This window comes from Mangrovibacter phragmitis, assembly GCF_040429585.1.
In the GTDB taxonomy this organism is placed as follows: Bacteria; Pseudomonadota; Gammaproteobacteria; order Enterobacterales; family Enterobacteriaceae; genus Mangrovibacter; species Mangrovibacter phragmitis.
On the sequence record NZ_CP134782.1, the window covers coordinates 1,739,452 to 1,764,955 of the forward strand.

General features: G+C 48.6%; 18 protein-coding genes and 3 tRNA genes. 11 read left to right on the forward strand and 10 right to left on the reverse strand.

The window, feature by feature from the left end:
• Positions 1-13: 13 nt before the first annotated feature.
• The 5 genes from fdoI to drpB all read right to left on the reverse strand — a co-directional run bounded on the left by fdoI (position 14) and on the right by drpB (position 5,879).
• Entirely contained in the window at positions 14-646 is a 633-nt protein-coding gene (fdoI, locus tag MPHASIOC01_RS08295; protein WP_353614334.1) for a formate dehydrogenase cytochrome b556 subunit, read from the reverse strand.
• The gene (fdxH, locus tag MPHASIOC01_RS08300; RefSeq protein WP_353614335.1) at positions 646-1,575 is read right to left on the reverse strand and encodes a formate dehydrogenase subunit beta; all 930 of its coding nucleotides are present in this window, start codon (positions 1,573-1,575) and stop codon (positions 646-648) included. The genes fdoI and fdxH overlap by 1 nt, the downstream gene beginning before the upstream one ends.
• Before the next feature lie 15 nt (positions 1,576-1,590).
• Positions 1,591-4,641 carry a formate dehydrogenase-N subunit alpha gene (gene fdnG / locus MPHASIOC01_RS08305; protein WP_353614336.1) on the reverse strand — a complete coding sequence of 1,017 codons (3,051 nt, stop codon included), beginning with the start codon at positions 4,639-4,641 and terminating at the stop codon, positions 1,591-1,593.
• A gap of 229 nt (positions 4,642-4,870) precedes the next feature.
• A complete protein-coding gene (locus MPHASIOC01_RS08310; protein ID WP_064594394.1) occupies positions 4,871-5,560 on the reverse strand; it encodes a phosphohydrolase in 690 nt (229 codons plus the stop codon).
• Positions 5,561-5,624: 64 nt separating this feature from the next.
• A complete protein-coding gene (drpB, locus tag MPHASIOC01_RS08315; protein ID WP_064594399.1) occupies positions 5,625-5,879 on the reverse strand; it encodes a cell division protein DrpB in 255 nt (84 codons plus the stop codon).
• 687 nt (positions 5,880-6,566) lie between these two features.
• Between drpB and MPHASIOC01_RS08320 the strand changes: the two genes are divergently transcribed.
• Complete coding sequence (locus MPHASIOC01_RS08320) at positions 6,567-7,025, forward strand: SgcJ/EcaC family oxidoreductase (protein WP_064594405.1); 459 nt, start codon at positions 6,567-6,569, stop codon at positions 7,023-7,025.
• A gap of 788 nt (positions 7,026-7,813) precedes the next feature.
• On the opposite strand, the gene MPHASIOC01_RS08325 is transcribed toward MPHASIOC01_RS08320, so the two are convergent.
• A tRNA-Ser gene (locus tag MPHASIOC01_RS08325) sits at positions 7,814-7,903 on the reverse strand.
• 95 nt (positions 7,904-7,998) lie between these two features.
• On the opposite strand from MPHASIOC01_RS08325, the gene mtfA reads away from it, so the two are divergent.
• Positions 7,999-8,784 (forward strand): DgsA anti-repressor MtfA, encoded by a 786-nt coding sequence (gene mtfA / locus MPHASIOC01_RS08330; RefSeq protein ID WP_064594408.1) that lies wholly within the window; start codon positions 7,999-8,001, stop codon positions 8,782-8,784.
• 100 nt (positions 8,785-8,884) lie between these two features.
• A tRNA-Asn gene (locus tag MPHASIOC01_RS08335) sits at positions 8,885-8,960 on the forward strand.
• 62 nt (positions 8,961-9,022) lie between these two features.
• Here the strand turns inward: MPHASIOC01_RS08335 and MPHASIOC01_RS08340 are convergent.
• The gene (locus MPHASIOC01_RS08340) at positions 9,023-9,919 is read right to left on the reverse strand and encodes a LysR substrate-binding domain-containing protein (protein WP_064594412.1); all 897 of its coding nucleotides are present in this window, start codon (positions 9,917-9,919) and stop codon (positions 9,023-9,025) included.
• Positions 9,920-10,090: 171 nt separating this feature from the next.
• Here MPHASIOC01_RS08340 and MPHASIOC01_RS08345 point away from each other — a divergent pair, with 171 nt between their 5' ends.
• The 3 genes from MPHASIOC01_RS08345 (at position 10,091) to MPHASIOC01_RS08355 (ending at position 13,071) form a co-directional block, all read left to right on the forward strand.
• Positions 10,091-10,699 (forward strand): glutathione S-transferase family protein, encoded by a 609-nt coding sequence (locus MPHASIOC01_RS08345; protein ID WP_353614337.1) that lies wholly within the window; start codon positions 10,091-10,093, stop codon positions 10,697-10,699.
• Between the two features lie 317 nt (positions 10,700-11,016).
• Positions 11,017-12,009: a DUF1852 domain-containing protein gene (locus MPHASIOC01_RS08350; protein ID WP_353614338.1), complete on the forward strand. Its 993-nt coding sequence runs from the start codon at positions 11,017-11,019 to the stop codon at positions 12,007-12,009.
• A 30-nt stretch (positions 12,010-12,039) separates the two neighbouring features.
• Complete coding sequence (locus MPHASIOC01_RS08355) at positions 12,040-13,071, forward strand: methionine synthase (protein WP_064594422.1); 1,032 nt, start codon at positions 12,040-12,042, stop codon at positions 13,069-13,071.
• Positions 13,072-13,324: 253 nt separating this feature from the next.
• Here MPHASIOC01_RS08355 and gss read toward each other — a convergent pair whose 3' ends face one another.
• Positions 13,325-15,202: a bifunctional glutathionylspermidine amidase/synthase gene (gss, locus tag MPHASIOC01_RS08360; protein ID WP_353614339.1), complete on the reverse strand. Its 1,878-nt coding sequence runs from the start codon at positions 15,200-15,202 to the stop codon at positions 13,325-13,327.
• A gap of 377 nt (positions 15,203-15,579) precedes the next feature.
• On the opposite strand from gss, the gene MPHASIOC01_RS08365 reads away from it, so the two are divergent.
• Entirely contained in the window at positions 15,580-16,365 is a 786-nt protein-coding gene (locus tag MPHASIOC01_RS08365) for an acetoin reductase (RefSeq protein WP_064594428.1), read from the forward strand.
• A gap of 78 nt (positions 16,366-16,443) precedes the next feature.
• Here MPHASIOC01_RS08365 and MPHASIOC01_RS08370 read toward each other — a convergent pair whose 3' ends face one another.
• Positions 16,444-17,421: a chemotaxis protein gene (locus tag MPHASIOC01_RS08370; protein ID WP_353614340.1), complete on the reverse strand. Its 978-nt coding sequence runs from the start codon at positions 17,419-17,421 to the stop codon at positions 16,444-16,446.
• Between the two features lie 345 nt (positions 17,422-17,766).
• Positions 17,767-18,684 carry a nitrogen assimilation transcriptional regulator NAC gene (gene nac, locus MPHASIOC01_RS08375; RefSeq protein WP_064594434.1) on the reverse strand — a complete coding sequence of 306 codons (918 nt, stop codon included), beginning with the start codon at positions 18,682-18,684 and terminating at the stop codon, positions 17,767-17,769.
• Between the two features lie 332 nt (positions 18,685-19,016).
• Between nac and MPHASIOC01_RS08380 the strand changes: the two genes are divergently transcribed.
• From MPHASIOC01_RS08380 to MPHASIOC01_RS08395, 4 genes are all read left to right on the forward strand, one after another.
• Positions 19,017-19,092, forward strand: a tRNA-Asn gene (locus MPHASIOC01_RS08380).
• Positions 19,093-19,253: 161 nt separating this feature from the next.
• Positions 19,254-20,504 carry a phage integrase central domain-containing protein gene (locus MPHASIOC01_RS08385; protein WP_177332128.1) on the forward strand — a complete coding sequence of 417 codons (1,251 nt, stop codon included), beginning with the start codon at positions 19,254-19,256 and terminating at the stop codon, positions 20,502-20,504.
• Positions 20,505-21,139: 635 nt separating this feature from the next.
• Positions 21,140-22,309: an efflux RND transporter periplasmic adaptor subunit gene (locus MPHASIOC01_RS08390; RefSeq protein WP_058679874.1), complete on the forward strand. Its 1,170-nt coding sequence runs from the start codon at positions 21,140-21,142 to the stop codon at positions 22,307-22,309.
• The gene (locus MPHASIOC01_RS08395) at positions 22,306-25,497 is read left to right on the forward strand and encodes a multidrug efflux RND transporter permease subunit (RefSeq protein WP_353614341.1); all 3,192 of its coding nucleotides are present in this window, start codon (positions 22,306-22,308) and stop codon (positions 25,495-25,497) included. Before MPHASIOC01_RS08390 ends, MPHASIOC01_RS08395 begins: the two co-directional genes overlap by 4 nt.
• The last annotated feature ends 7 nt before the right edge of the window (positions 25,498-25,504 follow it).

The following is a 25,504-nucleotide window of genomic DNA, read 5'->3' on the forward strand; positions in this document are numbered from 1 at the left end:
CAGAATAATCGCGTTATTCATTCTGCGAACGTTTCTGTTGCAACTCACGGTACCAGCGCGGGTGATGTTTTTTCGCCCAGGTACTGGTCACCCACCCTTCCACCATAGCCGTAATTGTGCCTTTCACCCACAGTGCTGCATAGATATGCACCATAATAACCACAATCAAAGTCACCGCAGCGAATGAATGCACCAACAGCGCCAGGCGAATAACCGGAATAGGGAAATACGGTGCAAACCATGGACGCCAGATAACCACACCACTGACCAGCAACAAAAGCAGGAGTAAGATTGCGCCCCAAAAGACACATTTCTGCCCAAAGTTATACCGCCCGGTGTCGCCCACCTCCTGGTTTTGAGCAATTTTATGGATATTTTTTGCCCATAAAATATCATCACGCGTCACCAGATTATGGTGCCAATAGCGGAAGAACATCAGGATAAACGAACAGAACATCAGCACCCCGGCAAAGGGGTGAAGAATGCGTGCCAGTTGTGGTGTGCCAAAAATATTCATCAGCCAGTTAAACGACGGGAAAAAGAACCCCAGGCCACTAATAGCGACAAACAAAAAGCAGAACGCGGTGACCCAGTGGTTAATACGTTCCGGTGCTGTGTAGCGAATAATCTTGTCTTCTTTCTTCATTATTCAGCCCCTTCCTTCTCTTTGTGTCCCTTGTGCTCTTTTCCCTTAGTTTCACCATCCCCTTCATCTTCCGGTTCTGCCCTGTTCGGCCCAACACCCACATAATGGAATATGCTGGCGGCGAAAGTGGCAGCAAAACCGATGGCTGCCAACGGTTTCCAGATGCCTTTCCAGAATTTCACCGTCTCGCTGATAGCGGGGTTTTCTGGCAAGCCATGGTAGAGCCCCGGCCGGTCGGCATGATGCAGCACATACATAACATGCGTACCACCCACGCCCTGCGGGTCATACAACCCGGCATTTTTGAAACCACGCGTATTCAATTCTTCAACACGTTCCTGCGCCAGTACCTGCATCTCTTCTTTACTGCCAAAGTGAATAGCTCCGGTTGGGCAGGTTTTTACGCATGCCGGCTCCTGGCCCACCGTGACGCGATCCACACAGAGTGTGCACTTATACGCACGGTTATCTTCTTTGTTAATACGCGGCACATTGAACGGGCAACCGGCAATACAGTAACCACAACCAATGCAATGTTCTGACTGAAAATCCACAATGCCATTAACATACTGAATAATGGCCCCTTCTGACGGGCAGGCTTTCAGGCAGCCCGGGTCACTACAGTGCATGCAACCATCTTTGCGAATCAGCCACTGCAGGCGGCCATCTTCCACCACTTCAGAAAAACGCATCACGGTCCATGATTTGGCACTGAGATCCATCGGGTTGTCGTACACCCCATGGTTGCGCCCCACTTCGTCGCGAATGTCGTTCCATTCCGAACACGCCACCTGACAGGCTTTGCAGCCAATACAACTGGTGACATCAATTAACTTCGCCACTTCCTGTTTGTGGTCACGGGCCTGTGGTGCGGGCGTCAAACCATTGGTTGCCGAGCGGCGTAAAATATCCTGAGATTGATATGACATTATTTATTATCTCCCTTACACCTTTTCCACATTCACGAGAAACGCCTTATATTCTGGCGTTTGTGAATTGGCATCCCCAATGCTGGGTGTCAGGGTATTTGCCAGAAAACCTTTACGGGTAGTGCCTTCGAACCCCCAGTGGCAAGGCACACCAATGGTATCAACTGTTTTGCCATCAATTTTCAGGCGCGGGATACGTTGCGTCACAACCGCTTTAGCTTTGATATAGCCACGTTTTGAGCTCACTTTCACTTCATCGCCCGCAACAATGCCCTTCTCTTTCGCCAGTTCACTGCCAATTTCTACAAACTGCTCTGGCTGAACAATCGCATTAAGCAGCGCATGCTTGGTCCAGTGACGGAACAGTTCGGTAATAGAGTAGCTGGTGGCGACATACGGGAAATCGCTGGCCGTGCCCATCATGGCTTTATCACTGGCGTAAAGGCGTGCCACCGGGCTCCAGGTGACTGCCGGGTGAAGCGGGTTAGTACCAATTGGCGATTCAGTAGGCTCATAATGTTCAGGGAATGGCCCATCGGCGAGTTTATCCAGCCCGAATAAATGCCCCATGCCATCCTGCATCATGATAAATGGCCCGACATTTTTCTCCGGCGCAGCTGTCACCGGGTAATCCGGCACATCCAGTCCCACCCACTTTGTGCCATTCCATTCAATCAGAGCACGTTTCGGGTCCCAGGCTTTACCCTGTGTATCTGCCGATGCACGGTTATACAGAATGCGCCGGTTAAGCGGCCAGGCCCAGGCCCACCCGGCAATTGCGCCAAGGCCGCTTGGGTCGGCATTATCACGCCGCGCCATCTGGTTACCCGCCTGAGTCCAGCTACCACAGTAGATCCAGCAGAAACTGGCCGTTGAGCCATCGTCTCGCAGTTGAGCAAAACTGGCCAACTGTTCACCCTTTTTCAGGCTGGTTTGCGTGGACACATCCTGAATATCCAGAACAGCATAGCCACTGGCCTCACGCGCCACTTCCTCAGGCATTGGGTCGCGTGGGTCATTGTACGCCCAGCGGGTATTCAGTAGTGGTTCTGGCGCAACGCCGCCTTCCTGCTGGTACAGCTCACGCAGGCGCATAAACAAGTGACCAATAATTTTACCGTCGTTCCAGGCTTCGCCAGGAGGCTGTGCTGCGGCCCAGTGCCACTGAAGCCAGCGCGAGGAATTAGCAACAGAGCCATTTTCTTCAGCGAAGCAGGAAGAAGGCAAACGGAAAACCTCTGTCTGAATAGAAGCTGAATCAACCGCATTCATTTCGCCCTGGTTTTGCCAGAAGCTGGCGGTTTCAGTGCTTAATGGGTCAATTACGACCATATATTTCAGTTTTGAAAAAGCCCGTTGCGCTTTGTTCTTATCCGGAAATGCAGCCAGTGGGTTAAAACCCTGAACCAGGCAGCCAGTGAATTTCCCTTCCGTCATCATTTCTGCCTGGGTAAGGCAGTCGTAGCTTTTATCCCACTTCGGCAGCCAGTCGTATCCCCACTGGTTGCTGGCCTGCGCCGCATCACCAAACATGGCTTTCATAAAGCTGACGAAAAATTTCGGTGTATTACTCCAGTAATTAACCTGGCCTGGCAATAGCGCGTGCGGGGTATTTTCCCCAAGATACTGCTCCAGCGAGATTTGTTTTTCTGATGGCAGTTTCAGGTAACCAGGCAGGCTTTGGGAAAGCAGCCCCAGGTCAGTAAAGCCCTGTACATTGGAATGACCGCGCAACGCATTGATGCCGCCGCCAGGCATACCGATATTCCCCAGCAACAACTGGATCATTGCCGCAGCACGGATAATCTGTGCACCATTAGTATGATGGGTCCAGCCCAGTGCATAAAGAATGGTTGCCGTTCGGTTTGGTACAGCGGTGGTGGCCAGTTGTTCACAAACATGCAGGAAATCTGCCTGTGAGGTACCGCATATGTTTTCGACCATTTCTGGTGTGTAACGTGCGACATGCTGTTTGAGCAGATTAATTACACAGCGCGGATTTTGCAGAGAGTCATCACGTTGCGCCATACCGTTGGCATCAAGCGCGTAGGCCCAACTGGTTTTATCATACTTGTGATGTTTTTCGTCGTAACCACTGAACAGCCCGTCGTTAAACGAGTAGTCGTCACGAACCAGCAATGCCGCATTGGTAAAGGCTTTCACATAGTCATGATGAATAGCGTCATGACTGAGCAGATAGTTAATCACCCCAAGCAAGAACGCCGCATCCGAACCTGCGCGAATTGGCGCGTAGCGGTCGGCAACAGACGCACTACGGTTAAAGCGTGGGTCCACCACCAGCAAGGTGGCTTTATTATGATTCTTCGCCTCGACAACCCATTTGAAACCAACCGGATGCGCTTCTGCCGGGTTACCCCCCATCACTAATACCACATTGGCGTTTTTGATATCGTTCCAGTTATTGGTCATGGCTCCACGACCAAAGCTGGGTGCTAATGCCGCTACAGTGGGCCCATGGCACAAACGTGCCTGGTTTTCCACGGCCAGCATACCCAGAGCCCGTGAGAACTTTTGGTCCAGAACCCCGGTTTCATTACTGGCGGCTGAAGAACAAAACATGGCGGTGGTGAGCCAGCGGTTAACTGTCACACCTGCACTGTTTGTTACCTGGAAATTTGCATCGCGGTCCGCCTTCATCAGGCGTGCAATGCGATCGATTGCGTCTTCCCAACTAATACGTTGCCAGGTGTTGCTGCCTGGTGCGCGGTATTCCGGGTATTTGAGCCGTTGTTCACTATGAATATAATCCACCACCCCGGCACCTTTCGGGCACAGCGAGCCGCGGCTAACCGGGTGGTCAGGGTCACCCTCAACATGGAATATTGAGGAGGTGGCATTTTTCGCACCATCACCCAGACTGTAAATCAGCATGCCACAACCTACTGAACAGTAGGTGCAGTTGTTGCGGGTTTCTTTGGCACGAATCAATTTATATTCACGGGTGCTGGCATGTGCAGTAATGGGTGTAAACCCCAGTGCAGCAAGAGTGGTGCCAGCCATTCCCCCGGCACAGACTTTAAAAAATCCCCTGCGATTGACTTGCATCCTTTTACCCACATTATTTTTATTGATTAACGTGGGGATACAGTATCAGCCAGTAGAAAATGTAAATTGATTGTAATCAAATTACGTAAAAAAATTTTCTACTGTTACCGAACCTGATGAAATATTAATCAATGCATTATGCCCTTAACATAAATTACGCTATGAGGATCAGGAAACGGAGGTCAGGCGTTCTGCCAGGAACAGCCTGACCGTTATATTACGCAGAAAACTAACAGGCAAACTGCTGGCGAATGTGCTCATCAACGCCGAGCAGTTCCCCATTCAGTTCAGCACATAATTTTGCCATGTAATCAACCAGGAAGTTTGCATTATGACGTGCCAGGCTGCGCCCGGTTTCTGTTTGCATTTTTGCCGGAAGGGCGAGAAGTTTTTTGCGGAAATGGTCCAGTGCAAAACGGGTATCATCCAGTTCGCGGGTTTCAGCCATTGGGTCTTCTGCATCGAATAAAGGCCGCCCCAGCGCACCAGATACATAGAAAACCCGGGCCAGCCCAATAGCCCCCAGGGATTCAAGCCGGTCTGCATCCTGCACAATTTTTGCTTCTGTTGTTTCAGGCACAATCCCGGCACTGAAACTGTGCGCGGCTATCGCATGAGCGACGGCATCATAACTCTCCGCCGGAAAGGCCGGAAAATGGGTCGCCAGAATGTGCCGGGTTTTATCGGCAGCCATTCTGGAAGCAAGATGGCGTTCCGGGTGATTTTTAGGCAAATTAACCACATCATGAAAATAACATGCGGTTAACACAACCAGTGCGTCCCCGCCGTGGTGGCGCAACATCTTTTGTGCCGTAAACCAGACCCGGCGGAAATGCGATAAATCATGAGCGGCATCATCCTGAGGCCCATGCTGCGACAACCATTGTTCAAACTGTAACTGCCAGTCTTGTAATAACATTTACGCTCCAGAGTTGCACATGTGGCTATACGTTGCCAGCCAATGATGACACTAAAGTGACATTCTAGCGGTGACTGACAGGCCGGGTATACCAAACAACAGCCCCCAGTATCAGGGCAATAGCACCCAATACCATTCCCCCAGCCAGGGCGTCCAGTAATTTGTCGGAAAATGTACCATGAACATTACCAGGAACAGGTTGCACAGCACTGACTACCCAGAAATAACGCAAAATAGCCCACAGGGCATAAAGGCAAAAAATCCAGAAAGCAAATAACGCCAGTTTGCCGCCCAGGTCGCGGCGCGGTTTATCATCCATAACAGTATGTTTCTCATGCAAAATTATCAGTCAGCAGCCGGTTGCCGCTCAATGTGATTTATATCACATTTTATGTTCAGTGAAGCCGGTTTCTTCCCTTCTGGTAAAGAAACCGGATTTTTCTGTGCTTCCGTTTTTCCATTCCTCCTGCGTTAAACCATAAAATGTCGAAATATTACAGACAGCATCCATTTTTTATTCATCATTTGAGTTCCAGGCATGATTTCATGCTGCAACCACTTCATTAAACGGAATAAATATTATTTTTGCATTTTGTGCTTTACAGATACTGTTCACATAAACATTTTCATGGAATAATCAATTCGTTATTGCCTTTTTATTCCACTGTATATTCCTGACGATTCAACTCCGCTTCAGGTCTACTGGCTCAGCAGGTGGCTCGATTACCACAGGGTGAGTATTACCTGGGCAAGTTGTATCCGTCAGGTGATTGTGATTACGCCAGCTGGCGGGCCTGCGCATATACTGGCAGGCTGATTGTTTGTTTATTTTTTATAATGTTTTCGTTTAGTGCCCCACACCAAATTTACCTGCTGCAAACAGCCTGCAAAAAATCCTGACAATAAAAAATACAGTTACGCAAATTTAAACATGCGTAAAAACAGTATATTCCCTGACCAATATTCTTTAATCTCCTGCATGCTTATTATATGGAGAGCAAAATAAATGATTTTACGCACTGGAATTGCTTTGTTTGGTGTAGTTGCTTCAATGACTGGTATTGCAGCAGAAAAAGTCGCATGCACTGATACCGATATCCCGCAGATAGAAGCGCGTTTTACTGCCTGGAATAACGCATTACAAACCGGTGATGCCCAACAAGTTGCGGCATTGTATACTGACGATGCCGTCTTGTTGCCAACGGTCTCCAACCAGGTACGCCTCACTAATGATCAGCGAATAGATTATTTTGAACATTTTTTGGAAAAAAAACCGGTTGGGGAAATCAACCAACGTACTGTACGCCTCGGTTGTAATACGGCAATAGACAGCGGTATTTATACTTTTACCTTTAGTGATAACACGAAAATTCAGGCACGGTATACATTCACCTACGACTACGTTGATAACCAGTGGTTGATTTCCTCTCACCACTCATCCGCCATGCCCGAAGGGCAGTCCTGAGCAATGTTGCCTGGTCTGGCATAATTCGGTTTCCCACCAGGTAAGGCGTTACGGGCACACATTTGTGCCCGTTATTATTCAATAGCGTTAATAGTTGGCTGGCAGAGTAATACCCGGGTTGGTTGAGGTGCACTGCAATACACAATGCCATACCGGCGAAACGCATAAGTTTATATAATGCGGCTTAACAAAATACCTTTCCGTGCTCTCATTTCGGTAAAATGAACAGAACAGATCCTCTGCGATAATATCGGGAGTACCGGCTCTTTCATTCCTGCCTTCCCTGCATAACAGTTTACTTAAAAAGCAACTTTATCCTGAAACTGTGCTGTTTCTATTCCTCTCAGTAAATATTTGTTACCTGAATTTCCCTGCAAAGTGATAAAAACGGATTATCATCTGTTACTTCGTTGCACAGCACCAGCCAGGTGATGTCCATTTTCTGAGCGTTGCCTCCCGGGCGGCAAAGTACACACCAGCAATAGCGTGAGGTGTGAAGTAGATCAAAGGCCAGACAATCGCCCTTACACAGCGATTGATATTTGCCACAAATCAGGGGATAACGACCCGTGGCTCTGGGCTGCGTCAGTGAGATGAGGCAAAAGAACAGCAACAACGACACACAATGGGCAATATAGGGAATGTGACCGTAAATCCAGTCTGGCAGGTATTGAATGAGAATAGCAGGCTTTACTTATGCACCGGTAAATTACGGTTTCGCATTTTCTCAACAGATTATCTTAGCGGGACTTTTTTCACTGAATAATGCAGAGTAACTGTTTGAATACTGGCGGAGAGAGAGGGATTTGAACCCTCGGAGGGGTTACCCCCTCAACGGTTTTCGAGACCGTCCCGTTCAGCCGCTCCGGCACCTCTCCGCGTCAATGGTTGCCATGATGCACCGGTTTTTGGCATTTTAACAGTCCCCGCTCTCCGCTTTACGTTTAACTGACGAGATTGCGAGCAAATAACGATGATTAAATGGCCATGGCAAGAAAGCGATACATCACAGGTACTTTCTCCCTTGTGGGAAAACGCACTGGCAATCCCGGTACTTGCCCCGTTGAATCCAGAAGAACAACAAAAACTGGTGCGCCTTGCCAGCCGCTTTTTGCAGCATAAACGCCTGGTGCCTTTACAGGGGCTTGAATTAAGTGAAGAAAACAGCGCCCGTATCGCCCTACTGTTCTGCCTGCCAGTACTGGAGCTGGGGTTTGAATGGCTTGATGGTTTTCATGAGGTACTCATTTACCCCGATCCTTTCGTTGTCGATGATGAATGGATTGATGACTTTGGTCTGGTTCACCACCAGCATATAGTGCAGTCTGGCCAGAGCTGGCAACAGGGGCCGGTGGTTCTCAACTGGCTCGATGTTCAGGATTCTTTTGATGCATCTGGCTTCAACCTTATTTTTCATGAAGTGGCACACAAACTGGATGGCAGAAACAATGGGGTAACCAACGGTGTGCCGATGATAGCGTTACGTGATGTTGTCGGTTGGGAACATGATTTGAATGCCGCCATGGCAACCATCCAGGAAGAAATTGATTTGGTGGGTGAAAGTGCTGCCAGTATTGATGCATGGGCTGCCGCCGACCCTGCTGAATGTTTTGCTGTTTTAACAGAGTATTTTTTCAGTGCACCAGACCTGTTTGCGACCCGGTTTCCATCACTTTGGCAGCGTTTCTGCCAGTTTTACCGCCAGGACCCGCAAAAGCGGCTTCAATCCGGTAGCGGCCCCCATTATCCCGTGCAATAAATATGCAAAACGATTGTTAATTAATCAATTGAATCAGTGAGTTAATCGGGGTGTTGACACATAACTACGGGCTCAGTATTATGCGCCCCGTTCACACGATTCCTCTGTAGTTCAGTCGGTAGAACGGCGGACTGTTAATCCGTATGTCACTGGTTCGAGTCCAGTCAGAGGAGCCAAATTTAAGAAGCCCGCTTAAGGAAACTTAAGCGGGCTTTTTGTTTTTTTATTAACCATTACTTTATACAGCCCCAGTCAGCAAACGCCAGGCAGCCACTTCTTCATCTATCCACCCCATAAAGAGAGCCGCCTCAGGCTTCATCCTGGTTAACTGAGGTGTCACCATCCAGTAAGGCCAGGGATACGGTGCGGTAAAAGGAGTCAGCTGAACCAGTTCACCACGAGTGATGGCATCCTGAACCAGAGAGCGTCGTTCCAGCGCAATACCTTTGCCGAGCCTGACAGACTCGAGGACTAAGTTTGAGTCGTTAATGCATAAACCGCCTGGTACAATATCTTTTTCAAGCCCTGCATTGAAACACCATGTTTTCCACGACTCCATGGAGAATATTATTTGGCTCTTAGCCACCTCAGTCGGCGTCTTTGGAAGGACGCCGCCGTTATAACCGGGCGCCGCAACAACAATCAGTTCATCTGAAAAAAGATAATGGCAGTCACTTCCTTCCCAGTTTCCTTTCCCCATCCGTATCGCAATATCTATCCCTTCCTGCTGCATGTTGGTGATGGTCAGGCTGGCCTGGATCCGTAACGTGATATGCGGATATTTTACCCGAAACCGTTCCAGACGCGGCAATAACCAGTGGCACCCAAAAGACGGCACCACCGCCAGCGTCAATTCTTGTATTCTTGGTTTCACCTGCACTAAACGGGTGGCATCTGCAATATGGTTTAGCGCATCGCGAACCTGTAAGGCATAGAGCCGCCCTTCTTCGGTGATCTGCACCCCTCGCCCATGACGGATAAACAGATTCACACCCACCATTTCTTCCAGCACTTTAATCTGCTGACTGATGGCGGAATGGGTCACATGGAGCGCTTTCGCCGCAAGCGTTACGCTACCAAGACGAGCGACGGCTTCAAAACTACGCAAACTTGCGATAGGTGGAAAATCCGACATGAAACTACTCCCTCAATATACTTAATCTTATAAACGGCAACCGGCCAATATGTCAGTAATACTAACCTGGGCCGTAAGATACTGATGATATTCGTCATAACGAATTTATTGTAATGTCTGTTTATCGTTTTCAATGAAGCGTTCTTTCACACAGACAGGAAAACAGGAATCATGATAAAACTGATTGGCATGATGGATTCTCCTTATGTACGGCGCGTGGCGGTCTCTCTGGAACTTTACGGCGTAGCGTTTGAAAGCCTGCCGCTGTCGGTATTTAGTACATTTGAGGAATTTTCCCGGATCAACCCTGCGGTAAAAGCGCCAACGCTGATTCTGGATAATGGAACTCGTCTGATGGATTCATCGCTGATACTGAATTATTTTGAGGCTCAGGCCACCCCCGAACTGAGACTCCTGCCCGTAGCGCCGGATGCGCTGGCAAACGATCTCCAGACTCTGGGCTTTATCCTCGCCGCCGCCGAAAAAGCCGTACAAAATGTGTATGAACACAACCTGCGCCCGGCGGAGAAGCAGCATAATCCGTGGATAGAACGTATCACCCTCCAGCTGCTGGCCGCCTGCCGGGAATGGAACGCGCTGCTGGAAACGCGTCCAGAAAACACGGTGGCCGATCAGGTTGCGGTCACCAGTACGGTTATCTGGACATTTATTCAGTCCATGATCCCTCACGTCGTTAACGCCGGTGATTTTAAAAATATTCAGGCAGTTGCCAGCGTTTTCGAAAGCCAGGCGGCATTTAAGAAATACCCTTTTAGTTAACACTTCATTTGATGTGTTATGGGGCTTTGCAGCCCCATTTTTTAGGCCAGAAGCGACAGACCTGTGTATGGTCTGGTGACATTTGCCCGAGTGCGCTGTTATGTTACAACGTCTCTCCTGGCTCAGCCCCCAGAGTGCCCACCCTTATGGCCGATGCCACGATGGCCCTGCCCTGTATGGCGCAAACCCGCCCCGTAACGCCAGCCACCACTCGCCATGAAGATAGTTCATGTTGGCGTGAAATTAACTCTCTTTCTCTCGTTCACCTGCTCTGGCATAACTATGCCTATTAACTTATTGATAACATGATGACCGCGATGAATAAAGAATTCACCTTTAAGATTAAAAGCAGTCGCTTTGACGAAAATTACAATCCGTCAGAAAACACGCGTATTACCACCAACTTTGCCAATCTGGCTCGCGGGAATAACCGCCAACAGAACTTGCGCAACACGCTGGTGATGATTAACAACCGTTTTAATAACCTGGCGTATTGGGATAACCCTAAAAGTTGTCGTTATTCTGTGGAGCTGGAAATTATTTCAGTTGAGATGGCTATTCCGGATACCACCACCACTTTCCCGGTAATTGAGATTTTGAAAACAACGATTGTTGATAAAAAAACCGGGCTGCGCATTGACGGTATTGTGGGCAATAACTTCTCTTCTTACGTAAGGGATTATGACTTCAGTGTATTACTGCCAGAGCATAATAAGCACCATGCTAATTTCAGTATTCCGGAGCACTTTGGTGAGTTACACGGACAGATATTCAAACATTTTGTTAATTCCAGTACATACCGGGAAACGTTCAAAAAAACGCCGGTAATTTGCCTCAGTGTTTCAAGCAAAGACACCTATCAGCGCACCGGAAACCAGCATCCGGTTCTGGGTATTGAATACCGGCCAGGCAGCACATCGTTAACTGAGAAGTACTTTGCAAAGATGGGATTACAGGTGCGCTACTTTATGCCGAACAATAGTGTCGCCCCGCTGGCGTTTTATTTTTCCGGCGACTTACTCAGGGATTACACAGACCTGGAGCTTATCAGCACCATCAGCACGATGGAGACGTTCCAGAAAATTTACCGGCCTGAGATCTATAACGCCAACTCAGCCGCCGGGCATTATTACCAGCCTAACCTCAGTCACCAGGATCATTCACTCACCACTATTGTTTATGACCGTGAAGAGCGGACGCAACTGGCGATTGAACAGGGTAAATTTACTGAAACATATTTCATTAAACCCTACCAGAATATTCTTGCGCAGTGGTCTGCCAGCTATGAAATTTCTAACTGCTTAATTTAATTAACGAAGAATAAAAGGTTCACTATTATTATGAAAAAATTGCTACCCACCTCCACGGCTGGCAGTTTGCCCAAACCGTCCTGGCTCGCGCAACCAGAAACCTTGTGGTCGCCCTGGAAACTGCATAACGGTGAGCTGGCTGAGGGGAAAAAAGATGCCCTGAGTCTGGCACTGTATGATCAACTGCGGGCAGGGATTGATATTGTCAGCGACGGCGAACAAACTCGCCAGCACTTTGTCACCACATTTATTGAACACCTCAGTGGTGTGGATTTTGAAAAACGTGAAACGGTCAGAATTCGTAACCGCTATGATGCCAGCGTTCCCACTGTCGTGAGTGCCGTAGAGCGCCAAAAACCGGTGTTTGTTGAAGATGCCAAATTCTTACGCCAGCTCACCAGGCAGCCAATAAAGTGGGCCCTGCCAGGGCCGATGACCATGATAGACACACTGTATGACAACCATTACAAGAGCCGTGAAAAACTGGCCTGGGAATTTGCCAAAATTCTCAACCAGGAAGCCAAAGAGTTAGAAGCGGCAGGTGTCGACATTATCCAGTTTGATGAACCAGCGTTTAATGTCTTTTTTGATGAAGTGAATGACTGGGGAATCGCCGCGCTGGAAAGGGCCATTGAGGGGCTTAAATGCGAAACAGCGGTGCATATTTGCTATGGCTATGGTATCAAAGCCAATACTGACTGGAAAAAGACTCTGGGCTCTGAATGGCGACAGTACGAAGAAACATTCCCCAGGTTGCAGTCATCGGGTATCAATATTATCTCCCTGGAATGCCATAACTCCCATGTCCCACTTGATCTGCTTGAACTGATTCGAGGCAAAAAAGTCATGGTAGGCGCCATAGACGTGGCAACCAACGCGATTGAAACACCAGAGGAAGTTGCCAGTACATTGCGTAACGCACTGCAGTTTGTAGATGCCGACAAGTTATACCCGTCAACTAATTGCGGTATGGCTCCGCTATCACGTCAGGTTGCCAGCGGTAAGCTCAATGCGTTAAGTGCAGGGGCGGAGATTGTCCGCCGGGAACTGGCCGACAAATAATTACGCCCACAAAAAAGCCTGCGCAAAGCAGGCTTGAGTCTCATGACAAACCTTATGTCCGCACAGAACGAGAGGATGTAACCCAATAAAAAACCAGGAAAATCAATTTATTGATTTTCGGCTGCTAACTAAAAAGAAGGAAAAACCACGTTTTTTCCTTCTTTTTCATCAATCTTAAGCCTGCACTAAGCAGGCTTTTTACTTCTTGAAGCTTATGTAATTACGCTTTCGTAAGCCAGGTGCCAGTTACCGCTTAATGGCTTTCGTCTTCATGATTACGGGTAACAATCAGCGGTTCAATATCACTCTCTTTTTGAATCACCAGGGTTTCATCTCCGCGCAGGCAGGCTCCGCCATAACTGCCACCAACAGTAAATGTGCACACCTGCAAATAGCGCCCTGAGACTTTCGGCAGGCACCACAATTGCTGGTAGATATTTTTCCGGTCAACAAATTTGCCCTGAGTCTTATCCAGCACTTCATCCTGCCCGCTGATAAGGTCAATATTACTGCCGCAACGGCCTGATATGGGCTTCACCGCATAACCTGTTTTCGCCAGTTCTTCGTTAACGTGAAAATCTGTATCCAGTAAATAGCGGTGGTGAGGGAACAACGACCACAGCACCGGCAAAATCGCTTTGTTGCCCGGGATCACCGTCCATAATGGCTCAAACACCATCACTTCTGGGCGCAACAACACATCTATCAGCCGAACTTCATTTTGTGGGTGGCCGGTACGAATAGGAACCGCGGCATATTCGGTTTCGCTGACCTCTCGTATCTGCTCAATCGCGGTTTCCCATGCCCAGGTTTTCCAGACACAGTTAACCAGGCGCCCTTCATCATCAATCAGTTCCCCGGCACTGTTCCAGCTCAGCGAAGAGAGCCCGCAAACGACCTTGCACTCAAACCCGGCATTTTCCAGCGAGCGCTGCATAAACATCGCATGGTATTTTTCCTCCACGTCATCATCCAGCATGATATGAACAAACGGGCGCACATCACTGTGTTTCCAGGCGCCGGAAAGTTCATCAAGCAATCCTTCCGCCGGGTTATACCCCATGCCCGGATAACCTTTTTTCGCCCATTCGCTGAGGATCAACCCACCTTCGGTGTGGCAGGAAGCCGAATCCGCATTGTATTCATAAACTTTTATTCCCCTCTCATCCATGCAAAAGTCCAGCCGCCCGGTAATCATGTGATGACGGCGTTGTTGCCATGACAGGCGCAAACGGGGCCAAAGAATTTTTGGTATATCAAACAACTCCAGCAAACTGTCGTCTTTAAGCACTTTATCTGTCGCATGCAAGTACATTAAATGCAGTTCATTGGTTGCTTTAATCAGCTCCTGCTCAGCATCTTCGCTAATGGTGAAATAACGGTAGGGATCCTGATTAATGCTGTAACCATTGGCTGCAATGTACGCTTCCTGCAGCGGGTCTTTATCATTAAGCCAGCGGCCATTAAACTGCCCCTGCTCAGAAAGTCTTGCGCCAGTAATCGCCAGTTTTTTTGCGGGAATTTCCGGTTGTGGCAGTGTGCCCTGCGTGTCATCGCTCTGAACCATCCACCCCAAAATGGCGGTGTCATCAAAGGTATCTTTGACTGTGTAGTGGCCGTTTTTAACTTCCAGCACCAGTTCCCGGGTCCATTGCTGGCCTGCCGGTAACGGTGAGTGAATAACATTCTGCTCCGCGATACGCACTTTATTGCCCAGAAGTTGCGTGATGACCGCAACATGGCCGGTGTGTTTAAATTCTCCACCCTTCTGCCAGATAAGCAATGCCCCCGCAACTGGAGGCCGGGTGGCACCATTAGCTACAGCCTGCAATGGTAGCAAATTGTCGTTTACCACCTGGCGCAAAAACCGCAGAGAAAATATCTCATACGCCATGCCCACATCAGTAAATACCACACCATAGTTCAGGAACATAAAACGCCGCGCAAACTCTACGCATTGCCATTTATGCCCCATATATTCGTTTCCGATATAACTACGAAATGCCGCGTCATCCGGAAAACTCTGCGGATCCAGACTGCTGTAATTAGAGGAATAGATAGCAACCCCGCCAGGTGCATACCCTAACAATGTGCCAAATGGCGCATCACACCCGGTTGTTCCTTTACTCATGTGCTGACCTTACATAATACGGCCTGAGTCACTCCCTTTACCCTTCCGTCATGCTCTTCGGCTCAGGCGCTGTCCAGACGGAGAAGTGATTATCATAGCACTGCGCATCTTTTTTCCAAGCCGTGGCCCGGCTACAACACTCGGACATTTTACATGCTTATTTGTATCAGTTTGTCACAGGCCAGTGAGATTAATTCCCCCCACGGGATGAGAGTAAAAACACGGATATTCAATTTATTACAGCCATTTTATGGGCCGGGATTATTTCAGTTCTCATATAACACGTCGAAAAAACCGCACAATTAGGGCAACGCGCGCTGAACAATCACCTATGGTTATTGGAATTGCAGGTTCCATAACCCAAAAGGAGCAGACACATGTCAAAAGGTCTCGATGGTAAAGTGGCCCTGGTAACGGGCGCGGCGCAAGGTATTGGCCGTGGAATTGCACTGCGACTGGCCGAAGAAGGAGTGAACCTTGCGCTGGTTGATCTACAAAAAGAAAAACTGGCACATGTCCTGGACGAAGTCACGGCGAAGGGGGTGCGGGCCACAACATTTGGTGCAGATATCAGTCAACGCGAAGATGTTTATGCCGCCGTTGACCATGCGGTTCAAGAGTTAGGTACGCTTGATGTCATGATTAACAATGCCGGTATCGCCCAGGTTAAACCCATTGCCGATATCATGCCCGGTGATCTGGAAAAAATACTGAACATTAATATTGGCGGCGTGACATGGGGTATTCAGGCGGCTGCAGCAAAATTTAAGGCGTTAGGTAAGAAAGGGAAGATTATTAGTGCATCGTCCATTGCCGGTCATGATGGTTTTGCAATGCTGGGCATGTATTCAGCGACTAAATTTGCCGTTCGCGCCCTTACCCAGGCTGCGGCCAAGGAGTATGCCAGCGCGGGCATTACGGTAAATGCTTATTGCCCGGGGATTGTTGGCACCGATATGTGGGTAGAAATCGATAAACGTTTTTCGGAAATAACAGGGGCACCGGTGGGGGAAACCTACAAAAAATATGTCGAAGGTATTGCTCTCGGCCGTGCGCAAACGCCTGCAGATGTGGCGGCACTGGTGGCATTTCTCTCCAGTGATGATGCCGATTATATTACCGGCCAGGCCATTCTGACCGACGGTGGGATAGTTTACCGCTAATCAACTGACTACAGCCGCTTTTTACTACAAACACAGGCTGCATACGCAGCCTGTTCAGTGCTCATCCCACAAAAAAAGTTAACGCAGATTGGCAGACTTCGTGCCATTCAGTACGTCTTCAATGGCCGAGCTCAGTTCATTGATTTCAAACTTCGCTACATAGCCATCGGCGCCCACTTTGCGGACATGGTCTTCGTTTGCTGAACCCGACAATGATGAGTGAATAATGACCGGAATACGCTTCAGTGACTCTTCTCGTTTGATATTACGGGTCAGCGTAAAGCCATCCATTTCAGGCATTTCAAGGTCCGTCAGGACCAGGCCAATTTTATCACTGATCGGCACGCCTTCTCGCTGAGCTTCATCCATAATTTTCTTAATGCGGTTCCAGGCTTCAAGCCCGGTTACATTAGAAATAAACGGAATCCCCATTGCATTCAGCGCCTGTTCCAGCATGGAACGCGCAACTTTTGAATCCTCAGCAACAATCGCTACCGCACCGGGCTTCAGGTTAAACCGCTTCGCTTCCATGGTATCTTCATGTACTTCACGCGCGGTTGGAATAATGTCACACAGGATCTGTTCTACATCCAGCACCAGTGATAAACGGTTACTTGCCGGGTCAGTATCCAGACGGGCAATACTGGTAATGTAACTGTTGCTCACCCCCGCCTCTGCCGCATGTACCTGGCTCCAGTCAAGGCGCACAATGTCATCCACTGTTTCCACAGCAAATGCCTGAGTACTACGGGCATACTCCGTTATCAATAAAATGTTCAGCCCGGTTTCTGGCTTACAGCCCACAACCGCAGGTAAATCAATAACCGGAATTACCTGACCACGAATATTCACCATTCCCATCATCGGTGGTTGCATACCAGCCGCTTTAGTCAGCACTGGCATGGGCACAATTTCTCGTAACTTAAACACGTTTATGCCAAACAGTTCCGGTGGCTCTCCCGGGCCGGGCACACCCAGGCGAAACAGCAACAACTCGAACTTATTGGATAGTGTGAGGTTTGTTCTTTCCTCAATCTCTTTTTGAAAGTTATCCATGTTTTCCTCAGTGTGGTCGGTGTTGGGTGAGATAACAAAACAACACGAGTGATTGAGACAAAGACGTAACAAATCTCCTCGCCTTCACTTCACGTGCTAACGGCAATTTTGTCCAGTTATCACTCTTTATCGGCAGCCTCCGGCAAAATTACAGTTGTTAATCCACCTTTTTCAATTTTCGTTAAGCTGCACAACATTTTTATTGTTATGCCCTAATTACTCAGCGGAAAACATACCTCTGGCGAGGTAACTGACGGGAGGTGACACACAGAATTGAGGTATTCAGAAATGCAAAACACCGCCCTGGGCGGTGTTTCAACTTAAAGCGCTGCTTATCCCAAAAAATTAGCCTACCAGCATCAGTTCGTTGCTTTCCAGAGACGGGCGGGAGACCAGGGATAACAAAATATCTTTTACTGCCTGAGCCTGAGGCGACAACTGAGCGCGAGCCGACAGGTTTAATGATAAAGGCAGGTTCATTGATGGTGTGGTAATACGGGCCATCCAGCCATTAGATGCACTGACTAAAGAGCGGGCCGCAGACTCAGGCAGGACTGTCACGCCCATACCACTGGCAATAGCCGCAGTCAGAGTAGAAATAGATTCAATTTCACCAATAATTTTGGCAGTCAGGCGGCGCAGTGAAAATGCTTCATCAACCCGCTTACGCACAGCACTGTAATCGCGTGGTAAAAACAGGTTCATTTCTGCAACAGCGGCGAGGTCAACGGTTTGCCCCGGGCACTCACTGGTGCCAACCAGATATAACTCTTCTTTCAATAGCGGCTGGCTGGTAATTCCGGCTGTTGGCGCACGGTCATATAATACAGCCATATCCAGTTGCCCACTGAGCAATTTATCATTCAGTACCGAGCCACTATTTTCATGGAGATAAACCAGCACATCGGGTAATTCGCTACGCACAGCCTGCAACAACGGCATAATAATGGACGACGCTGCTGTACCTGGTGCCAGACCAATGGATACCTGCCCGCTTAAGGTTTGCCCTACATTGTTAACGGCAAGCTGTGCCTGTTCACACTGGCGCAAAATAGTACGAGCATGGGCGTAGAGAATTTTTCCGGCTTCTGTGGGTGTTACTCCACGTTTCGTGCGGATTAACAGTTGCTGATCCAACTCCCCTTCCAGGGTAGCCACCTGCTGGCTTAGCGCTGGTTGCGCAATGTGCAAGACTTCAGCGGCCTGAGTCAGGCTACCAATATCGACGATTTTCACGAAGTACTTCAGTCGTCTTAAATTCATTTTGCCTCCTGTACGGAATGCCCTTGCCATGTCGGCAGCTATCATGTCTCTGAATGTATAGCAATATACTTGCCAGTTTTCTGGAACTCCGCTTTTATGAGCTAACAGGCTGGATAATAAGAGAAACTAATCGACTCCCCCATTATCATTACTAAAACGCGGGAATACCCCTGCCCCATAAGAGACACTTATGCACCATAGCAGTGCGCATGATGCCTGTTTTGGGCAAAAAAAGACCAACTGCTGAAATAGCCAGCAGTTAGTTTTAAAATTGCTTTCCAGGCTTTGACAAGCTGTTACACCCTCGTTATTATGCGCCCCGTTCACACGATTCCTCTGTAGTTCAGTCGGTAGAACGGCGGACTGTTAATCCGTATGTCACTGGTTCGAGTCCAGTCAGAGGAGCCAATTTCCTGTTTTCATGCATCCTTGCGAATCATTATATGATGTTGGTTCAACAGGTTAGCGTGAAAATTCTTCCCGGTGCATTTTGATTTTACCCTCCGCATCGGGAAAAATTGGTGGTCAAATCTGGGGTCAGGTTAGTTCGATAATGGAGTGACCCCCATATGTCCCTTACCGACGCGAAAATCCGCACTCTCAAGCCTTCTGATAAACCCTTTAAAGTCTCCGATTCCCACGGTCTGTATCTGCTGGTCAAGCCGGGTGGCTCACGTCACTGGTATCTCAAGTACCGTATTAACGGTAAAGAATCCCGCATTGCGCTGGGTGCCTATCCTGCCGTCTCCCTCTCTGATGCGCGACAGCAGCGTGAAGGTGTCCGTAAAATGCTGGCGCTGAATATCAACCCGGTACAGCAGCGGGCTGCTGAACGTGGCTCACGAACACCGGATAAAGCTTTTAAAAACGTGGCGCTGGCGTGGCATAAAAGTAACCGGAAATGGTCGCAGAACACCGCTGACCGTCTGCTTGCCAGCCTGAACAATCACATCTTTCCGGTTATCGGGAACCTGCCTGTATCAGAACTTAAACCCCGTCATTTCATTAACCTGCTGAAAGGGATCGAGGAAAAAGGTCTGCTGGAAGTTGCGTCCCGCACGCGGCAGCACTTGAGTAACATAATGCGCCATGCGGTCCATCAGGGGTTAATCGATACTAACCCGGCAGCAAACCTTGGCGGCGTGACCACACCTCCTGTCAGACGGCACTATCCTGCCCTGCCACTGGAGCGGCTGCCTGAACTGCTTGAACGTATTGAGGCATATCATCAGGGCCGCGAACTTACCCGGCTTGCCGTCCTGCTGATGCTGCATGTGTTCATTCGCTCCAGTGAACTGCGTTTCGCCCGCTGGTCAGAGATTGATTTCACAAACCGGGTCTGGACGATACCCGCGACGCGAGAACCCATTATTGGCGTGCGTTATTCCGGGCGCGGGGCCAAAATGCGAATGCCGCATATCGTCCCCCTCTCAGAACATGTCATCGCCATTCTGAAACAGATTAAAGATATCACCGGTAATAATGAACTGGTCTTCCCCGGCGACCATAACCCGTATAAGCCAATGTGTGAAAACACGGTCAACAAGGCATTGCGGGTGATGGGCTACGACACAAAAAAGGATATCTGTGGCCACGGCTTTCGGGCGATGGCATGCAGTGCGCTGATGGAATCGGGTTTATGGTCAAAGGACGCAGTAGAACGCCAGATGAGTCATCAGGAGCGCAATACCGTGCGCATGGCTTATATTCACAAGGCAGAACATCTGGAAGCCCGCAAGGCGATGATGCAGTGGTGGTCCGATTATCTGGATATATGCCGTGAAGCCTACGTTCCACCATATTTCCTTATCAGAAAATAAAGCATTACGCCAGATAGTTCATGAACTATCTGGCGTAACAAATCAACACCATATCGGCGTCAATTGATATGGTTTTTTTTAGTTTAAATCCCATGACTGCGAAGGAGTAATGACTCCTGTAAGGTATTTGCTTTTGAAAAAGGCTATTGCGGATGTTCTCTACAGAACATTCCATAGTCTTAAAACGGCCGACAAAGGAAAACTCTAAGAAATGCAGATCAGGCTCCTGACGTATCGAACACGCTGCTGGTTTAGGGCGAGAAGGTACTCGGCTATTAACTTGACGTGAACATTACTGTGTTTGCTTCCCAGCCCCACTCATTCTCCCGGTAAAACCGGAATGTTATCAAGACTGATTAAATAGCAAATAAAAACAACTTTCTCGTGAAAGATTGCATTCACTTTAACGGAATTGAAAACATCACACGCAAAATATCATGTAACTTTCATGGTTTCATGTGATAAGCTAACTCATGTCCTTTGTAAAGTTACATGAGTTTATCTTTCCGATGCGAGTTTGCAACGTCTTATGGTGCGCACACATCACAAAGTAACGCAGGTAAACGCTGTGACATGTAGGGGCCAACAAACAACTTAACTTTACCTTTATAACCACATGATTTTTGGAATGATTTATGACTGTATCGTTCAAACTTCGCATGTTGTGCTTAACCGGTACACTGGCTGTCATCGGGCTGTTCCTTTCAAAACAGAGCGTCATACCCGGCGCGTATGCACTTGAGACATCAAACTTTAAAACGGTGCGAACTACGTCCGCAGTTGTTCATACGGTAAACGACTGGGTCGAATTCTCGGGAAAACTGGAAGCCACCGATGAGGTCACTGTACGTTCAAAAGTTACAGGCTCGATTGTGGATGTTAAGTTCAGGGATGGTCAGTTGGTCAGGAAAGGCGATATTTTATTTATTATCGATCCAGCCCCTTATAAGACTGAACTGGCCCGGGCTCGTGCAGCATACGCGCAGGCAAAAGCGAAGCAGGACCTGGCATTGCTGGATCTGTCCCGGGGTAAAAAACTTATCGGGACCCATGCTATCTCACAGCGCGATTATGACGTTCTGAACAATGCCGCCCGGGAATCGAAAGCAGCCAGGGAGATTGCCGAAGCTGAGGTCGAGAGCGCCAGGCTCAGCGAAAGCTATACCCGGATCACCGCACCGGTAACTGGCCGTATTTCCAGAGCAGAACTGACAGTCGGTAATCTGGTCGCAGCCGGTATTGACAGTCCAGTTCTTGCATCCATTGTTGCTCTTGATCCCTTGTATGTCGCTTTTAATGCGGATGAACGAACCTATCTTAATTATATCGACAAGCTTTCAAATAAAGACAAACCTGAAGTGCTGGTAGGACTGGCCGATGAAAAAGATTATCCACATAAAGCCATTCTTCATTCTGTGGATAATCATCTCAGTACTGAAACCGGCACTATCAGGATGCGCGCACTTCTTGATAATCCATCATCAAGGTTGCTTCCCGGTTTACAGGCCCGGGTCAGACTCCAGGCAAGCAAATCTTATACAGCAGTATTGATTGACCAGACACTGATCCGCACCGACCAGGACAGACGCTATGTTCTGGTAGTCGGAAACAATGACAAAGTTGAATATCGCCCCCTCGAACTGGGAAACAGACAGGGGGAACTGATTGTTGTGAAAAAAGGCCTCAATAAGGGTGACAGAGTTATTTCCGGTGGGGCGCAGTTGGTCAGTCCCGGTGAAACAGTCGTTGTCAGCAAAGACGAATCCCCTTCGTCAAAATCCCGGGAAGGAAATAAGTCATCATGAAAGTATCAAAATTCTTTATCGACAGGCCGGTTTTTGCTGGAGTACTGTCTGCGTTGTTCATTCTGGCAGGGATTATCGCCATATTTCGTCTACCGGTATCGGAATACCCACCGGTTGTCCCCCCATCCGTTATCGTTCATGCCCAGTATCCTGGAGCCAATGCCACCACGATTGCACAGACGGTTGCAGCTCCAATAGAGGAAACTGTGAACGGCGTAGAGAATATGCTGTATATGCAGTCACTTTCAAATGAGGATGGCAATCTCTATCTGACAGTGACCTTCAAACTGGGCACAGATCCCGATCAGGCTCAGCAATGGGTGCAGAACCGGGTGTCGCAGGCTCTGCCCCGGTTACCTGAAGATGTCCAGCGACTGGGTGTCACAACGAATAAAAGCTCGCCGAATATCACACTTGCCGTTCATATGATATCGCCTGATGGCAGATATAACGATAATTACATCAGTAATTACGCCATACGTAACATCAAAGACCAGCTCTCGCGTATTGAGGGAGTTGGCCAGGTATCAGTATGGGGCCCCGGTGGTTACGCGATGCGAATCTGGCTTAATCCTGATGCTATGGCTGCTCGCGGACTGACGACATCAGATGTCGCCTCTGCTATCCGTGAACAAAACGCCCAGTCACCAGTGGGAAGCGTTGGCGCAGCCCCTATGGCAGAAGAAACACCGTTACAGTTGTCAGTTAATGCCAGCGGTCGGCTTAAAACGGCTGAAGAATTTGGCAACATTGTGCTCCATGCCCGACAGGATACCAGAACGACATTATTGAAGGATGTCGCCCGTATTGAACTGGCCGCTGAAAATTATGCCATGCGTACTTACCTGGATAAAAAGCCTGCGGTAGCGCTGGCCATACAGGAGTCTCCGGGCGCAAATGCTCTGGAAATTGCCTCACAAGTAAGTCGCACAATGAAAGATCTGAAAAAACAGTTCCCTGAAGGACTGGATTACCAGATAGTTTATAATCCAACCAAATCAGTCAGGGCGGGTATAGAAGCTGTGCTTCATACTCTTTTTGAGGCCATACTCCTCGTGGTACTGGTTGTTTTTCTTTTCCTTCAGACCTGGCGAGCATCAATCATTCCTCTGCTGGCTGTTCCCGTTTCAATAACCGGCACAATGGCATTTCTGTACCTTTTTGGATTTTCAATCAATGCCCTGAGCCTTTTTGGCCTCGTCCTGGCTATTGGCATTGTCGTTGATGATGCCATTGTTGTTGTTGAAAATGTAGAAAGAAACATAGAAAGAGGCATGACGCCATATCATGCCGCCTGCAAGGCTATGCAGGAAGTCAGTAGTCCCATTATTGCGATCGCGCTGACGCTGAGTGCCGTATTTGTTCCGCTGGCTTTTATGAGTGGCCTGACTGGGAGGTTTTATCAGCAGTTTGCAGTGACAATAGCAGTTTCAACGATTATCTCCGCTATTAACTCCCTTACGCTCTCACCGGCTCTCTCTGCCATGCTGCTGAAGTCACGTGATTCAGACAGCGACTGGCTTACGCGCATTATGCATCGTAGTTGTGGACGGTTCTTTACTGTTTTCAACCGCCTGTTCAACAGTAGTGCCAGGCGATATGAAAAAGGTGTTGGCGCACTTGGCCAGCGCAAGATTCTGATTATGGTGATTTATGGCATTCTGCTGGCAATTACGCTGTTACTGGGCAGGTCTGTACCCGGGGGGTTTATCCCTGCTCAGGATAAAGAATACCTTATCAGTTTTGTTCAGCTTCCTGCTGGCGCATCATTGTCCAGAACAGACCGGGTACTGGAAAAAATGAATGAAATAGCACGAAGTGAGCCAGGAGTATCTTCCACATCTTCTTATGCTGGATTGTCCGTAAACGGCACCACCACAAGCCCTGGTTCCGGCCTGACATTTGTCCTGCTCAAGCCTTTTGAGCAACGGCCTAGCATCAGCGCAGATGATGTTGCCGCCTCTCTGAATGCCAGATATCAGTCACTTCCTGGCGCAGATTTTGCGGCCGTTTTCCCGGCACCACCCGTTATGGGTCTGGGTTCCCTGGGGGGATTCAAATTGCAGCTTGAAGACAGAGGAAATATCGGTTATGACGGAATGGCCGAAGTACTTCGACGCTTTCAGGCAGAAGCAGCTAAATCACCTGTGCTGACGCCACTTTTTTCAACATACCAGAATAATTTTCCACAAATTAATGTCGATATTGACCGTAATCGCGCCAAACAACTTGGGGTGAACATCAGTGATATCACCGAGACATTACAATCCTATCTTGGCTCATATTATGTAAATGATTTCAATATAATAGGTCGTGTATATCAGGTAAGAATGCAGGCTGACGCAGAGTTCAGGGCAACCCCGGAGGATATACTGAAACTACACACCCGAAATGCCGCTGGCAATATGGTACCGCTGTCTGCCATAGCCCGTATTGAGCCGACACACGGTCCTGAGCTGGTTACCCGTTATAACGGTTTTACAGCGGTCGATCTTAGTGGCGCGCCTGCTCCGGGCTATTCTTCAAGTCAGGCGATGGAAGAGATTGAACGTATAGCGAAAAAAACACTTCCACCCGGCGTAGAGTATGAGTGGACAGACCTGACCTACCAGCAAATTCTTGCAGGCAACAGTGCCGTCTGGATTTTTCCACTCTGTGTATTCCTGGTATTCCTGGTACTTGCTGCCCAGTATGAAAGCCTTACGCTCCCTTTGGCTGTCATTATGATTGTCCCAATGAGTATCCTTTCTGCACTTACCGGGGTGTGGCTGACTCATGGGGACAATAATATCTTTACGCAAATTGGATTTATCGTCCTGGTCGGGCTGGCATCTAAAAATGCCATTCTTATCGTTGAATTTGCCCGAGAACTTGAGCTTTCAGGTAAGTCTGCCTGTAACGCAGTGAAGGAAGCATGCCGTCTCAGGCTGCGTCCAATTCTGATGACCTCACTGGCTTTCATCATGGGTGTAATCCCCCTGATGGTATCGCATGGAGCAGGCGCTGAGATGCGTCAGGCAATTGGGATATCAGTATTCTTTGGCATGCTCGGCGTCACCCTTTTTGGCTTGTTTATGACCCCCGTGTTCTACCTGTTAGCCCGACAAATATCAGGGAAACCACTGCACTCGGCCACTTTACCGGACGCGCCTGAGGAACGGCCGATAACAGAACAGGCTTCAGACTAAAATTTAT

Bases quoted from the DNA above. Each gene is read 5' to 3' on its own strand.
- fdoI (WP_353614334.1), bottom strand. From the start codon at position 646: ATGAAGAAAGAAGACAAGATTATTCGCTACACAGCACCGGAACGTATT.
- fdxH (WP_353614335.1), bottom strand. From the start codon at position 1,575: ATGTCATATCAATCTCAGGATATTTTACGCCGCTCGGCAACCAATGGT.
- fdnG (WP_353614336.1), bottom strand. From the start codon at position 4,641: ATGCAAGTCAATCGCAGGGGATTTTTTAAAGTCTGTGCCGGGGGAATG.
- MPHASIOC01_RS08310 (WP_064594394.1), bottom strand. From the start codon at position 5,560: ATGTTATTACAAGACTGGCAGTTACAGTTTGAACAATGGTTGTCGCAG.
- drpB (WP_064594399.1), bottom strand. From the start codon at position 5,879: ATGGATGATAAACCGCGCCGCGACCTGGGCGGCAAACTGGCGTTATTT.
- MPHASIOC01_RS08320 (WP_064594405.1), top strand. From the start codon at position 6,567: ATGATTTTACGCACTGGAATTGCTTTGTTTGGTGTAGTTGCTTCAATG.
- mtfA (WP_064594408.1), top strand. From the start codon at position 7,999: ATGATTAAATGGCCATGGCAAGAAAGCGATACATCACAGGTACTTTCT.
- MPHASIOC01_RS08340 (WP_064594412.1), bottom strand. From the start codon at position 9,919: ATGTCGGATTTTCCACCTATCGCAAGTTTGCGTAGTTTTGAAGCCGTC.
- MPHASIOC01_RS08345 (WP_353614337.1), top strand. From the start codon at position 10,091: ATGATAAAACTGATTGGCATGATGGATTCTCCTTATGTACGGCGCGTG.
- MPHASIOC01_RS08350 (WP_353614338.1), top strand. From the start codon at position 11,017: ATGAATAAAGAATTCACCTTTAAGATTAAAAGCAGTCGCTTTGACGAA.
- MPHASIOC01_RS08355 (WP_064594422.1), top strand. From the start codon at position 12,040: ATGAAAAAATTGCTACCCACCTCCACGGCTGGCAGTTTGCCCAAACCG.
- gss (WP_353614339.1), bottom strand. From the start codon at position 15,202: ATGAGTAAAGGAACAACCGGGTGTGATGCGCCATTTGGCACATTGTTA.
- MPHASIOC01_RS08365 (WP_064594428.1), top strand. From the start codon at position 15,580: ATGTCAAAAGGTCTCGATGGTAAAGTGGCCCTGGTAACGGGCGCGGCG.
- MPHASIOC01_RS08370 (WP_353614340.1), bottom strand. From the start codon at position 17,421: ATGGATAACTTTCAAAAAGAGATTGAGGAAAGAACAAACCTCACACTA.
- nac (WP_064594434.1), bottom strand. From the start codon at position 18,684: ATGAATTTAAGACGACTGAAGTACTTCGTGAAAATCGTCGATATTGGT.
- MPHASIOC01_RS08385 (WP_177332128.1), top strand. From the start codon at position 19,254: ATGTCCCTTACCGACGCGAAAATCCGCACTCTCAAGCCTTCTGATAAA.
- MPHASIOC01_RS08390 (WP_058679874.1), top strand. From the start codon at position 21,140: ATGACTGTATCGTTCAAACTTCGCATGTTGTGCTTAACCGGTACACTG.
- MPHASIOC01_RS08395 (WP_353614341.1), top strand. From the start codon at position 22,306: ATGAAAGTATCAAAATTCTTTATCGACAGGCCGGTTTTTGCTGGAGTA.